The 13,818-nt window shown below is 66.5% G+C and carries 8 protein-coding genes; 3 read left to right on the forward strand and 5 right to left on the reverse strand.

The features are described from left to right. Positions 1-564: 564 nt before the first annotated feature. Positions 565-1,638 (forward strand): sulfite oxidase, encoded by a 1,074-nt coding sequence (locus KY501_RS36410; protein ID WP_224368479.1) that lies wholly within the window; start codon positions 565-567, stop codon positions 1,636-1,638. Positions 1,639-2,508: 870 nt separating this feature from the next. On the opposite strand, the gene KY501_RS36415 is transcribed toward KY501_RS36410, so the two are convergent. Both KY501_RS36415 and KY501_RS36420 read right to left on the reverse strand, forming a co-directional pair. Further along, on the reverse strand, positions 2,509-4,530 hold the full coding sequence (locus KY501_RS36415) for a PQQ-binding-like beta-propeller repeat protein (protein WP_224368480.1): 2,022 nt from the start codon (positions 4,528-4,530) through the stop codon (positions 2,509-2,511). Between the two features lie 161 nt (positions 4,531-4,691). Beyond that, entirely contained in the window at positions 4,692-5,546 is an 855-nt protein-coding gene (locus KY501_RS36420) for a hypothetical protein (RefSeq protein ID WP_224368481.1), read from the reverse strand. A 289-nt stretch (positions 5,547-5,835) separates the two neighbouring features. Between KY501_RS36420 and KY501_RS36425 the strand changes: the two genes are divergently transcribed. Next, positions 5,836-7,758: a serine/threonine protein kinase gene (locus KY501_RS36425; RefSeq protein ID WP_224368679.1), complete on the forward strand. Its 1,923-nt coding sequence runs from the start codon at positions 5,836-5,838 to the stop codon at positions 7,756-7,758. A gap of 45 nt (positions 7,759-7,803) precedes the next feature. Here KY501_RS36425 and KY501_RS36430 read toward each other — a convergent pair whose 3' ends face one another. Beyond that, positions 7,804-10,611, reverse strand: coding sequence for a M16 family metallopeptidase (locus tag KY501_RS36430; protein ID WP_373691682.1), 2,808 nt, complete (start codon positions 10,609-10,611; stop codon positions 7,804-7,806). Between the two features lie 194 nt (positions 10,612-10,805). On the opposite strand from KY501_RS36430, the gene sppA reads away from it, so the two are divergent. After that, a complete protein-coding gene (sppA, locus tag KY501_RS36435) occupies positions 10,806-12,605 on the forward strand; it encodes a signal peptide peptidase SppA (protein WP_224368482.1) in 1,800 nt (599 codons plus the stop codon). Positions 12,606-12,620: 15 nt separating this feature from the next. Here the strand turns inward: sppA and KY501_RS36440 are convergent, their stop codons facing one another. Both KY501_RS36440 and KY501_RS36445 read right to left on the reverse strand, forming a co-directional pair. Further along, positions 12,621-12,869 (reverse strand): hypothetical protein, encoded by a 249-nt coding sequence (locus KY501_RS36440; protein WP_224368483.1) that lies wholly within the window; start codon positions 12,867-12,869, stop codon positions 12,621-12,623. A 144-nt stretch (positions 12,870-13,013) separates the two neighbouring features. Further along, the gene (locus tag KY501_RS36445; protein WP_224368484.1) at positions 13,014-13,535 is read right to left on the reverse strand and encodes a cysteine dioxygenase; all 522 of its coding nucleotides are present in this window, start codon (positions 13,533-13,535) and stop codon (positions 13,014-13,016) included. Positions 13,536-13,818 lie beyond the last annotated feature (283 nt).

Raw genomic sequence — 13,818 nt, forward strand, 5'->3', positions numbered from 1 at the left:
GCATTCATGAACGGCTCCATACCTCATAGGTAGGGCCTCTCAGCACGGATGCAACAGGTACCAAAGCGCGCAACCCACGGCTGCTTGCTCCCTTGGTAATCCTGCCCCTAACGCAGTAGTGCTAGATCCCCCATGATCCCTGCGAAACGCTCTCCGCAAATGACTCGCTCCGAGTGAGCCCGGGCGGCGCACTTCGGCCCAGGTGGTCTACTTGCCGTACCAGTTGCCACGAACCGCCAGGAGCCTGAGCGGCGCACTCGCGCCGAACCGGTCCACCTGTCGTACCAGTTGCCAGGCACCGCCAAGCGCCTGGGCAGCGCACTCCAACCGAACCGGTCCACCTGTCATACCCGTGGGCGTGACGCGCCCGGGGGGCCTGGGCGGCGCGCTCCAGCCGAACCGGTCCACCTGTCGTACCAGTTGCCACGAACTGCGGCAGACGGAGACTCCCCCTGTTCACCTGGAGTCACCGGAGGCCTGGGTGCTCTCCACCAAACAAAGGGCCTTGTCCCGAGCGGAAGGGCGCCCCATCTCCCCCAGGGGCGGAAGAACGGGGAGGGGCGGATGGAGACGGGGATCGACACGGCGGAGCCGTCGCGAGAGGACCGCAGGGACGAGGAGCGAGCAGGGCTTGTGGTGGTGAAGCCCATGCCCTTCAACGCGGAGACTCCGCAGCAGGCGCTGGCCCGGCCGCAAACGCCGACCGCTTCCTTCTATGTGCGCAGCAACCACCCGGAGCCGGAGCTGCCCGCCGCCACGCACCGCATCGCGGTCGGGGGCGCAGTGGAGTCTCCCTTCACGCTAGGGATGGCGGAGCTGTCGCGAGGCACCCTGCGCTCGCTGGTGGTGACGCTGGAGTGTGCCGGCAACGGGCGCACGACAATGGCGCCGCTTCCCGAGGGAGAGCCCTGGACGCAGGGAGCGTTGGGCACGGCGGTGTGGAAGGGAGTCCCACTGGCCGAGGTGCTCGAGCGGGCCCGAGTGCGCTCGGACACGGTGGAGATCCTGGTGGAGGGAGCAGACGGGCAGGGGAGCAAGCGCTTCGCCCGCTCGCTCCCCCTCAGCAAGGCGCTGCACCCGGACACGCTGCTGGCACTGGAGATGAACGGAGCCCCACTGACGCGGGCCCACGGAGCGCCGGTGCGACTGCTGGTGCCGGGCTGGTACGGGATGGCGAGCGTGAAATGGGTGAACCGCATCGAGGCCCTCACGCGCCCCTTCGAGGGCCACTACCAGAAGGAGAAATACATCTACGACGAGGTCAACGGCCGAGCCCCCGAGCCGGTGACGCGGATGCGGGTGAAGTCGCTGATCACCTCGCCGGAGGAAGGGGCGCGAGTGGCGCCGGGCCGGGTCGTAGTGCAAGGCATGGCCTGGAGCGGGGAGCGCCGGGTGGTGCAGGTGGAGGTGGCGGTGGACGGCGGAGAGAGCTGGAAGCCGGCCACACTGCTGGAGACGCCGAGGCCTTCGGCCTGGGTGCGCTGGGCCTTCACCTGGGAGGACGCGGTCGCGGGCCGGCACACGCTGCGAGCGCGAGCCACGGACGAGGCGGGCGAGACCCAACCAGAGGCCGCGCCGTGGAACCGGCTCGGCTACGGGAACAACGCGGTGCAGGTGCGAGTGGTGAACGTCGGCTGAGAGCGGGACTGCCCTACATCAGACAGCCGAGCACATCGACGAAGCTGCGAGTCTCGCGGGAGTCCTCCTGCTTGCGAGGAGGGGAGGGCTGGCGCTCGGCAGGCGGAGGGAGGCGGGAGACGGGGAGGGCAGGGGGCTGAGGTTTGGGGGAGCGAAAGCAGCGGGGCTCGGGCCTCTCGGGAGAGGACTGAGACATGGGAGTCACCGGATGCGGCCAGGTGGAGGGCGCCATGGAGCCAGCGGGGCACGCATGTGCGGGCCACATCGCGAGAGCGAAAACCCCATCATCGGAGAAAGACACCGGCGCTCCTTCGTCGTACTGGACGAAAGGAGTAACCCTTAGGTCTGACACGGGAAGTGGTGGGATAGCCGCTGTGCGTCACATCTCGGGGGCAGTCGTAGGGCAGTGGACGTTATCGGGGCAGCGTTTCTCGGCCTTGGGTATGCAGATGCCGCAGCAGTCCATCTGATCAGGGGGGCAGCGGGAGCAGGGCCCACAGTCCAGGACGTGGCCGCACCCATCATCGAAGCGGCCGCAGCGTTGACGGAGAGACAGACAGGTGCGCGGCTGGCACACGCAGCGCCCGTTCAGGCAGTGATCATCGGGGCCACAGGAGGCACAGCCGGAAACGCCAGCATCCGCGTTGGTGGATGGCTCCACAGGAGCGGGAGATTCGGGACGAGGATCCACAGGAGCCCCCGACTGCACCGGTGCGGGCTGCGCGGAGGAGGCCGGAGGCTCGGACTTCATGGCCTCGGTCCGGCTCGAGGAGCAGGCCACGAGCATCACAGCAACTACGGTCACGAATCCGCACCGCGTCCAGCCCTTCGGCATCATCGCTTCACACTACTCCAACGCGTCCCCAAGGCTCACTGGCAGTTGGTAATGGGGGTGGCCGGATTGCCGGTGTTGCGCGCATCGTGCTGGTATTTGGGCCAAGCAGCCATATCCCGGCTGAGGCCTTGGCTGTCCACGATAACAGCGTTGAGGATAGCTTTGATGGTTCGCATGGTAGGCACGTAGAGCGTCCCAGCAGGCATGCCTGGGATAGGAGAGTTGGAAGAGTCTCTCGCGCAGTCCAGTCCCACCGAGGCGGTGGCTGCTCCTAATGGTTCCGACCAACGTGAGCTAAGATCACTCACGGACCATGCTGCTACAAGATCAAGAGTGCTCGATGCCGTATACAGCACTCCATCAGCCCCCAGTGCCGGGGCATGCTTCAACATTCCCACATTGGGACTCGGACTGGTCAACCTCTGACTTGGCAGGTCATACCTCTTGAGAGTGCCCTGGAAGTTGCTGGTGTCCTGGCCATAAAGGGCGATTGTACCTCCTGGTCCGATGATGGCATTCCGCACCCGACCACCACTCGTACCCGCCAACAATGTCGCATTCGCGCTGCCAGTCAACGGTACGGAGTAGAGGCCTCCCTGAGTCGCCGTGGAGCCAACTCCACCGCCCACGACATTCCCACCTGTGAGGGCTAGACCTACGACAGGCTCACCGGTCGGCTGTGTCTGCCAATTCAAAGCATTACCACCAAAGCTATAGCTGACTATGGTGGAATCACTCGTCGGGTAGAGGAAAGTGTCTCCAGTCGCAACCAACGAACGCGAAATGTCTTGTGTTGCTTCGGGAAGACCGAAGGTAGAACTGGAGAGCACACACTGAGTCGTTGCAGTCGCTGCGCTAGGTCGGACGACCCAAAGCTCAGAAACCGAGCCATTGTTTACGACTGCTATACCCGATTCGAATCGGTTGGGCGCTGTTCCGAAAGTTGAGATGGCAATAGCGCCTAGAACCGGGCCGACGTGTTCACCGAAACCTGGACAACGCACCTTGGTCCCCCCATCTTCGCTGGAGAGGACGTAAAGCACAGCCTTGTTGTTGCTGCTGTTGGCCGCAACATAAATGAACTCGACCCCACCATCGTGAGCCCCCACTGCCAAACTTCTCACGGTTCCCCCTAGAGTGGCCTCCCACGCCTCAGTGCCATCTGGATTGACTGCTATCACCCTGCCGTCGGTGGTACCAATGTAGACAGTCCCCTTCTCGCCAATGGCAGGGCTGGAGCTGATGGCTCCAGTGCCCGGGCTGAAAGCCCACTTCCATCGCGTCACATTGACTTGGGGTATGGCTGGAGATGTCGTGCCTACATTGCCAGCCAGATCTCTGCCCTGGACTTCCAGCGTCATGGAACCACGGAAGGCATCGAAAGTCGGCTCCCACAGATTCAGCAGGGCCACACCGCAGAAGCGAACATTGCAACCCGTTGTCAACGGGATGACGGCTACGGAAGCACTGGCGACTCCATCCGTTCCTCTCAGCGCCACTCTCATCGAACTCACATCCAGGTTCGGCTCGTCCGAGCGAATCTCGACCGGTACTTGATGGTCTCTCCTCCAGAGGTTGGTCAATCCACCGGCATCGGGATCCGCATAGACCATGCCCCCATCAGAGATAGGAAAATTGGGCGCAGGCACATTCACTGTGAGCGTGGGCGGTACCGCATCCACTTGCACGATGATGGAACCCGACACACCGGCATCAGGTACCGGGTGAACCGCCCTCAGCGTGACTTGGGCCTCTAAGGACGGCGGCGTCCACACCGCGCTATAGGTACCAGCATCATCGTGGCTGAAGTTCGCGAAGCTCCCCCCCAAACCGCCGCCACTCAACTCCGCACTGAACTCGAGTGTTCCAGGGAACCGGGTCGTGGCCCGGTAGGTCTCGTTGACCTCCACCCTTGCCACAACCTGCACCAGCCCTGCATCGATCAGAGCACCAGAACTAGGCGTTTGGAAGGCCACTCCCGTGAATCGGGCCCGGCATCCATTCTTCGTGCAGGCCTCGTACTCCGCACAAGCAGGCATGCACACCATCTCGGGCATCTCTGGTTCCGTATCCGCCGCGTAGCAGAGCATTAGCGCTGTGTTGCAGGCTCCGTTCTCGCCGCAGTCACTGTCCACACTACACACCCTCGCCACATCGCCAGGCACGGTGCACCTAGCCAGCAGCCACAACGCCCCCATCCATCCAATCACGGACCGCATCAGCGCTCCCCCCTCGGCTCCACATCTTTGTCATCCGAGCCGAGCAACCAGATCGCGACGGCGCCTCCCACCGTGACGACTGCGGCGCCAAACAGCACGTTGGCCATTCGAGCCTGCCCACGCGCGTCGTTGTGTAGATCATCCAGACTCGCCAGCTCCGTCGATGCCGGAAGCCGTCCATCTGCGTAGACGTGCCTGAGCTTCGACACGTTGGAGCGCGACACCAACCCGAACACGATTCCCGCTCCCGCCGACACCACTCCCGCTCCCGTGAGCACCAGCGGAACAACTGTTCTCACATGGGAATGTCCCGGCACTTCCTCTACGGGCCCAGGCGACCACACCTTCACCGGCCACTTCGTCTGCGAAGGATTCAAATCCGGCGAAGCAGATCGCTCAGGTCGGTCCTCAGTAGCCCTCACTGGCGGCAGGCCCTGGCGTTCCCTCTCCGCGCGTTCCTGGGCCTCGCGCTCCAGATCCTCGATGACTTCGTCCCGAACCGCCTCGAAGTCTCGCTCCAGCTTCGGAGAGGCCTTCAGCGGCAGTTGCGCCCCCGGATCCAGCAGCAACCCCTTCCTGAACGCAGCGCGTGCCTCGTCCCGCTGCCCCATGTCTCCTAGGAAGATGCCCTCATGAAGCGAGACGCTCACCTCCTGCTCGCTCCCACGTGCCTGCCGCCGCGCCTTCTGCAACTCCTCCAGCGCCTTCTCGTACTCCAGGCTCTCGTAGAGGCGAACCGCCGCTCGAAGTGAGCCCTCGAAGTCCCCCGCCGCCCACGCGCTTCGTGGCACTGCCCACACCGCCACCAGGCAGGCAAGCGGCATCCAGGCCCTGCGGATCATTCCATCGCGCATGCCGCCCAATGCTAGGAGCCACCGCTCGCACGGCCATACCCCGCACAACGTATGGACATCCCGCGGCCGCCCCGTCCTACCCGGTCCCGTCCACACCCGGTCCGTCCGCGAACTGGCCAGACCGTTCAGGACCCGCTAGACGCACAGGCGGGCAGGCTTCCGGGTCACCGCTTCCTCACATACCGCATTCCCCTCCGACCCGACTCTGTGACACCGTCTGCCTGCGCGGCGGTCTGTATCCGCCCTCGCCCTGGAGGGTCCACACCCCTCGAGGAGGATCCGCCTCGTGATGCAGCAACTCGGCAAGTACCAGCTGATCCGCAAGCTCGCCACCGGCGGCATGGCCGAGGTCTACCTCGCCAAGGCCGCCGGCCCCATGGGCTTCGAGAAGACCCTGGTGCTCAAGCGCATCCTCCCCCACCTCGCCGAAGACCCCCAGTTCGTCGAGATGTTCCTCGCCGAAGCCAAGCTCGCCGCTCAACTCAATCACCCCAACATCGTCCAGATCTTCGACTTCGGTGAGGCCGATGGCGACTACTTCCTCGCCATGGAGTTCATCGACGGACCCAACCTCCGCGTCCTCCTCAAACGCGCCAATGCCGCCGGGCTCGCTCTCCCTCCCGCCCTCTGCGCACGCCTCGTCGCCGCCGCCTGCGAGGGCCTCGCCTTCGCTCACGACTTCCAGGACCCCACCACCGGTGAGCCCCTCGGCCTCATCCACCGCGACATCAGCCCCGACAACATCCTCGTGTCCCGCCAGGGCGCGGTGAAGGTCGTCGACTTCGGCATCGCCAAGGCCGCCGGTCAGAGCCACAAAACCCAGAGCGGTGTCATCAAGGGCAAGCTGGCGTACATGCCTCCCGAGCAGGTCCGCGCCAAGCCTCTCGACCGCCGCGTGGATGTCTATGCGCTCGGCGTCGTCCTCTACGAGCTGCTCACCCGCCGCAAGCCCTACGACGCCACCACGGATGCCAGCCTCATGCAGGCCATCCTCTTCGAGGCGCATACCCCCGCCGTCCAGCACCGCCCGGATCTCCCCGAGTCCCTCCAGCAGATCCTCGAGCGCGCCATCCACAAGGATCCCGAGCAGCGCTACCCGGATTGCCTCGCGCTCGAAACCGATCTCGAGGAGTTCATCCTCTCCGTCGGCAAGCCCGTCACCACCCATCAGATCGTCCAGCTCATCGCCCAGGTGGCGCCCAGCACCGACGCTCCCGTGCCCACGCCGCAAACGGGCTCGGCTCGCGGTGGCAGTGGCCCACGCCCCTCGGCCACGCCCTCCCATACACCCGCACCGGGGCATTCCGGCGTGGGCACCGGGCCTCGCAGTGGCACGCGCCCGGCCCCGGGATCCCGGGTCGGAAGCATGGCCGCGCCAGTGGATCCCGCGGTCGCCATGAATCCCTCGGTGCCCCTGGAGCCCTCCGAGCCCCTGGAGCCCGCCCCCGAGGAACTCTCCGCGAAGACGATGCCCCTCCCCACCGGGGAGCTGCAGACCAAGACACAGCCGCAGGAATCCCCTGCCGCGCTGCCCTCCTGGAAGCGGTGGCTGCCCGCGGCAATGGGCGCCGTCCTGCTCGCGGCCGGAGGTGGCTTCGTATTCTGGCGGATGAAGACTCTGCCCGAGCCGGTGACTCCTCCGCAGGAGGCCGTGCGCCCCCTCCAAAATGGGACGACGACTCCGCCTCCCAGCACGAACAAGCCTCCCGAGCCCATCGTGGCGAAGGACCCCTCCGGGACGGGCACCCCGCCCACCCCTGATCAGCCCGGCTCCGCCCAGAACACCGCCCCGGAGACGTCTCCCAACAACCCGCCATCCGGCACCACCCCCCCCGACGGGAACACGAAGCCCGTCGAGGTAGCGAAGGTCGAACCGGCGAACAACCCGGCTGAGAACCCAGAGCCGTCCAAGCCCGCCAATTCCACGTCGCAGAAGCGCCCCACTACGCGGCCCACCACCCGCCCCACGCGGCCTGCGGCCAGCGCTTCAACAGCCGTGGGCAAGGGTACCGTCGTGTTCCGCGTCCGGCCCTACGCCACCGTCATCCTCAGCGGGCGCAACCTGGGCCAGACGCCGTTCGATCCCGTGGAGACTCCCGCGGGCAAGTACACCGTGCAGTTCATCAATGATGACCTGAAGAAGAAGGTCACCCAGGCCTTCGAGCTCAAGGCCGGCGAGACCAAGGTCATCAAGATCAACCTCGAGGAGTAGGGGAGGCCCGGCAGCTCCGAGCCTCCTCCCACGCCGAGGCCATCCTTACGGAGAGGGGTTCGCCGGAACTGGGGCCTTCTCCTTCTTGGCCGCCCCGGCGAAGTCTCCCGCCTTCACCACGGTGAGCTTCTTCGCATCCACGTACCGCGCGAGCGCCTGGCGCACATCCTCGTTCGTCAGCTTCGCCATGCGCTGCTCGAGCGCGGCGTCGAAGTCGAGCGTCCGCCCGTAGAACAGGTAGCTGGCCAGCGTCCGAGCCAGTCCGCCATCCTGCGCGCGACCCGTCTGCCGGTACTCCAACAGGCCCGCGCGAGCCTTCTCCAGCTCCTCGGGGGTGAAGCCCTTCTCCACCGCCCGGTTCAGCTCCTCGCGCAGAGCGGCCTCGAGCTTCGTGGCGTTCTGCGGAGCGTAGATGGCGTAGGCCATGAACGAGCCCACCGGGTCCATCGCGCTCGCGTTGAGGCCGCTGCCCACGCCATAGGACAGGCCGTCCTTCTGGCGGATGCGCGTGGCCAGCCGCGAGTTGAGGAAGCCACCGCCGAACATGAAGTTGCTCAGCATCAGCGCCGGCCAGTCCGGGTTGTCATCCTTCAGCTGCAGGTTCTGCCCCGCCAGGAAGAAGGCGTTGGCCTTGTCCGGAGTCTCCAGCGCCTTGGCCTGGGCACCTACGTCGTTGAAGGTCTGCGGCACGCGCGCGTACGGGGCCGGGCTCTTCCACCCGCCGAACAGCTCGCCCACCTGCGTCGCGAGCTGCTTCGGATCGAAATCGCCCACCGCCGCCAGCTCGCCCTGTGACGCACCGTAGAAGCCCTGGTGGAAGGCACGCGCCTGCTCCAGCGTGACGGTCTTCAAGGACTCCATGTCCTCCTCCACCGTGGGCGCGTAGTAGGGGTGGCCCTTGGGGTACTGGCTGCCCATCGCCCGGCGGAAGGCATAGCTGCCCAGCGTGTCCGGCTCGCTGCGAGCCTTCTCCAGCGAGGCCAACCGCTCCTGCTGCAGCAGCGAGAACTCCTTCGGATCGAAGGCGGGCTCGCGCAGCACCTCGGCCACGAGCTTCAGCACCTCGGGCAGGTTCTGCCGCGTGGTCTCGATGGAGATGGAGGTTCCCGTGGGCCCACCGTCCACCCCCACGCGCGCCTTCAGCTTGTCCAGCAGGTCGCGAATCTGCTCGCGCGTCTTGGTCTTCGTGCCGCGCATGAGCATGGAGGCGGCCGTCCTCGCCGCGTCTGTCTTGCCCATCAGCGTCTGCTCGGTGCCCCAGCGCAGGTTGAGGGCCACGCTCACCATCTCTCCGCGCGTCTTCTTGGACAGCAGCGCCAGCTTCATCCCGCCGGGGAGCTGCGAGCGCTGCACCCGCGCCTCGATGTTGGCGGGAGAAGGGTCAAACGCCTCGCCCTGGGCCACGGCCGCTCGGCCCTTGTAGCCCTGGAGCATCGCGGCGATGTCCACCCGCGGCGGCAGCTCCGCGCGGTCCGGCTTCGCCGTGGGGATGAACTCTCCCAGCGTCCGGTTGGACGTCTTCAGGTACGTCGCGGCCACGCGCGTCACGTCCTCGGGCGTCACCGCCTCGATGCGGTCGCGGTGCAGGAACATCAGGCGCCAGTCGCCGAGGGCTCCCCACTCCGACAGGATGATGGCGGAGCGCTCCGAGTCATTGAGGATGAGCTCGAGCTGCTTGAGCAGGCTCGTCTTCGCGCGGTTCACCTCTTCCGCGGTGAAGGGCGTACGGGCAGCCTCCTCCACGGTCTTGATGAGCACAGCGCGCGCGGCGCCCACGGACTGGCCCTCGCGGATCTGCGCGTTGAACGTCAGCACGCCCGGATCCTGGAGCTGCATGTTGGAGGCGGAGGCGCGGGCGGCCTTCTTGGTCTCGACCAGCGCCTTGTAGAGCCGGCCGGACGGGTTGTCGCCGAGCGCCTCGGTGAGCACGTCGATGGCGGCGAAGTCCGGGTGGGCACCCTCGGGCACGTGGTACACGGCAACGAGCGCACCCGTCTCTCCCACGCGGCGCAGCGTCACCTGGCGCTCACCGTCCTGGGTGGGCTCTTCGGTGTACGTGCGCGGCACGGGCTGGGCGGGCGGCTTCAGCTTGCCGAACGTGTCCTGGATGAGCTGAAGCGCCCGGGCCTCCTCGAAGCGGCCGGCCACCACGAGCATCGCGTTATCCGGGCGGTAGTACTTCCGGTAGAAGGCCTGGAGCCGCTCGATGGGCACGTTCTCCAGGTCCGCCTTCGTGCCGATGGTGGGCTTACCGTAGTTGTGGAACAGGTAGGCCGCGCTCATCACCCGCCGCTCGAGCACCGAGTGCGGATCATTCTCCCCGCGCTCCAGCTCGTTGCGGACCACCGTCATCTCGCTGTCCAGGTCCTTCTTGGCGATGAAGCTGTTGACCATGCGGTCCGCCTCGAAGGACAGCGCCCAGTTCAGGTTCGCGTCCGAGGCCGGCAGCGTCTCGAAGTAGTTGGTGCGGTCCAGCCACGTGGTGCCGTTGGGCCGGGCACCGCGCTCGGTGAGCGCCTGGGGCACGTTGGTCGTCTTCGGCGTGCCCTTGAACATCAAGTGCTCGAGCAGGTGGGCCATGCCGGCCTCGCCATAGCCCTCGTGCTTGCTGCCAACGAAGTACGTCACGTTCACGGTGACGGTAGGCTTGGTCGGATCCGGGAAGAGCACGACGCGCAGCCCGTTGGGCAGGCGGTACTCGTTGATACCCTCCACGCTCGCCACGGGAGCGAGCGTACCGGCCTTGGCCTTGGCGGCCGGAGCAGCCTTCGGGGAGGGGGCGGGCGCCTGGGCCAACGCCGGGGCAGCGGTGAGCAGCAGGGCTGCGAAGAGAGAAAGGGGAACACGACGCATGCGGTTCTCGCGAGTCATCGGGGAGTGCACGGGCCTACCAACCGCGCGAACCTTACACGTCATCCCGAGAAAGCAACGGCCGCTCGAACGCCCGCCTCCCGAAATGCATCGGCTGGAACATCGTACAGAGAGCTCGTTAGTAGTAAGCACCGGTTCTGGGCCGACCATCTTCCGGCCCGAGGAGTCTGCCTGACATGAAACGCTTCATCGTCGGAGCGCTGGCCGCCATCGGGGCGCTGTCGATCCTCGGCTTCCTGGGCTTCATCCTACTGATTGGAATTGCCGCCTCCAGCAAGCCCTCCGTGCCGGGCTCGGTCGTACTCGAGTTGGATCTGGAGAAACCCCTGCCCGAGCTGGTGGCGGAGGATTCGCTGGCCGGGGCCTTCGGGAAGAAGGACACCACCGTGCACGACGTGCTGGACGCGCTGGAGAAGGCGGCCAAGGACGATCGGGTGAAGGCGCTGCTGGTGCGCATGGGTCAGCCTGGCAGCCTCGCCGAGGTGCAGGAGCTGCGAGACGCGGTGAAGACCTTCCGGGCCAGTGGCAAGAAGGCCATCGTCTACGCGGACACCTTCGGCGAGGGCGGCGGAGCCACCGGCGCCTACTACCTGGCCACCGCGTTCGATGAAATCTACATCCAGCCCTCGGGCGACGTGAACCTCACCGGCGTGGCGCTGGAGACGCCCTTCGCCAAGGAGGCCTTCGCCAAGCTCGGAGTGCAGCCGCGCATCGGCCAGCGCTACGAGTACAAGAACGCCGTCAACACCTATACGGAGCAGACCTTCACGGCCCCGCACCGCGAGGCCATGGAGAAGCTGCTCAGCAGCTTCTACGGGCAGATCGTCCGGGGCATCGCCGAGGACCGCAAGCTGAGCGAGGACGAGGTGAAGTCCCTCATCGACAAGGCGCCGCTCATGGGTCAGGCCGCGCTGGAGGCCAAGCTGGTGGACGGGCTGCTCTATCGGGACGAGGTACTCGAGCAGGTGAAGAAGCTCGGTGGCGAGGACAGCAAGCTGCTCTTCCTGAACAAGTACCTGGATCGCGTCGGCCGGCCCAACGCCTCGGGGGACTCGAAGATCGCGCTGGTGTACGGCGTGGGCGGCGTGTCGCGCGGCAAGAGTGACTCCAATCCGCTGAGCGGCGACCAGAGCATGGGCGGAGACAGCGTGGCGCTGGCGCTGCGCAAGGCCTCGGAGGATCCGAAGGTAAAGGCCATCGTCTTCCGCGTGGACAGCCCGGGAGGCAGCTACGTGGCCAGCGACACCGTGCGCCGCGAGGTGCAGCGCGCCCGCGAGAAGGGCAAGCCCGTCATCGTCTCCATGGCCACCTACGCGGCCAGCGGCGGCTACTTCGTCTCCATGGACGCGGACAAGATCGTCGCCCAGCCGGGCACCCTCACAGGCAGCATCGGCGTGTTCGGCGGGAAGATGGTGACGGCGGACCTCTGGTCCAAGCTGGGAGTGAACTGGGAGACGCTCGCGCTGGGCAAGGACGCCAGCATGTACAGCACGGACGCGGACTTCACCCCGGAGCAGTGGGCCAAGAACGAGGCCTTCCTGGACCGCGTCTACGTGGACTTCACCGGCCGCGCCGCCAAGGGCCGCAACATGCCGCTGGAGCAGCTCCAGTCCCTGGCCCGCGGCCGCGTGTGGACGGGCGAGGACGCCAAGGCGAACAAGCTGGTGGATGAGCTGGGCGGCTTCCCCAAGGCGCTGGAGCTGGCCAAGGAGGCGGCGAAGCTGCCCAAGGACGCCGCGGTGCACGTCCAGGTGTTCCCTCGCAAGAAGCAGCCCTCGGAGGTCATCGCCGAGATGTTGGGTGGTGGCGCCGGGGACAACAGCGAGGACGAGGCCAATGCCTCGGTGCGCGCCCTCGCTCCGTGGGCTCCGGTGGTGGAGCAGACCCAGGCGCTGTACCGGCTCGGCATGCGGCTGGGCGTCATCCGCACCCAGACCGAGGCGCTGCGCGCCCCGCTGCCCGAGGCCCAGTGGTAGGCCTGGCTCGCGGCCTCACCGCCGCGAGGAATCCTTGCACTGTTGGGTGCAGCGCTTCTCCTCCTCGCTGCACGCCTTGAAGCACGTGTCGTTGTCGTTGCCCGCGTACTTCTTGCAGATCTCCCGGCAGCGCCGGGACTCGTCGTCACAGCGATCCTCGCACCGCTGAGGCTCGCGACGGCGATCCTCGGCGCGGGCCGGTGTGGCGCTCAGCCACACTGCCACCGCCAGGCCCAGGCCCGGCATCCAACCCTGCATTCTCATGACACCCTCCGGAGTCCGCGCGCGCCGTTCGGCCCAACCCCCCATGAGCTGGCCGGCGGCCCGGGAGGACTGGACTCCCGGGAGCGGATGACGCGTCACGTTACTCGGGGATGGTGACAGTACCTGGGGCGCCTGCCCAGACCCCTACGCCGGATGAGGTAGTTCGTTCCGCAAGGACTCGCCCACGGGGCGCCCAAACACGGAGTGGTAGGTGAGCCGACGTGTGGCACAGCGCTGACGGCGCACATCGAACACCAGGCACTGCTCCACGGGCGAGGCATAGACGTGGAGAGTGACCGCGGGGCCCTCGAGCGCGGAGACGCGGTGGATGGAGTCCAGCGGCCCACGGTAGTCCACATGCCCAGGGCGCACGGGCTCGGAGATGCGAGGCGCACCCAGCAGCGCGTACCCGGGCCGATGGCCGCCCGCCAGCAGCGGGTAGTCCTCGAGCATGAAGGTCCCCGCCTGGATGCTGAACCAGCACTCCTGCTCGGAGTGATCGTGGATGGGTGAGGACACCCCGGCGTCCCAGCAGTTGAGCACCACCTCGAAGCGAGGGTCCCGGTAGACCAGGTTTCGCGTGTACCGCCCCCGCTTGAAGTGCAGGAAGGGCCCCAGGGACTCGGGACGGACGCGAACGCCTTCCAGCCGCCGCCCCACCTTCATCGCGCCACAAGCTCCGTGCACTTCGTCTCGAAGGCACCGGAGCACCTCTTCCAGAGATGCCTCGTACACGCCGGGAAGATGGGCACGAGGTGCTCACACCACCACCTACGTGGCCTCCCAAACCCCGGACAGCCTGCCTACTCAGACAGCTGGCCGGAAAAACCAGGAAATTCGAAGGGTTGTGGCGCACGAACTGAACACTCTGGCGTCCGGGAAGAAGATCGGCGGATGGGGGCCCTGTAAGAGCATGAGCGACTCTCAACCTCGGTTGCTCACTGAGCAG

It is taken from the genome of Hyalangium versicolor (genome assembly GCF_020103695.1).
Classification (GTDB): domain Bacteria; phylum Myxococcota; class Myxococcia; order Myxococcales; family Myxococcaceae; genus Hyalangium; species Hyalangium versicolor.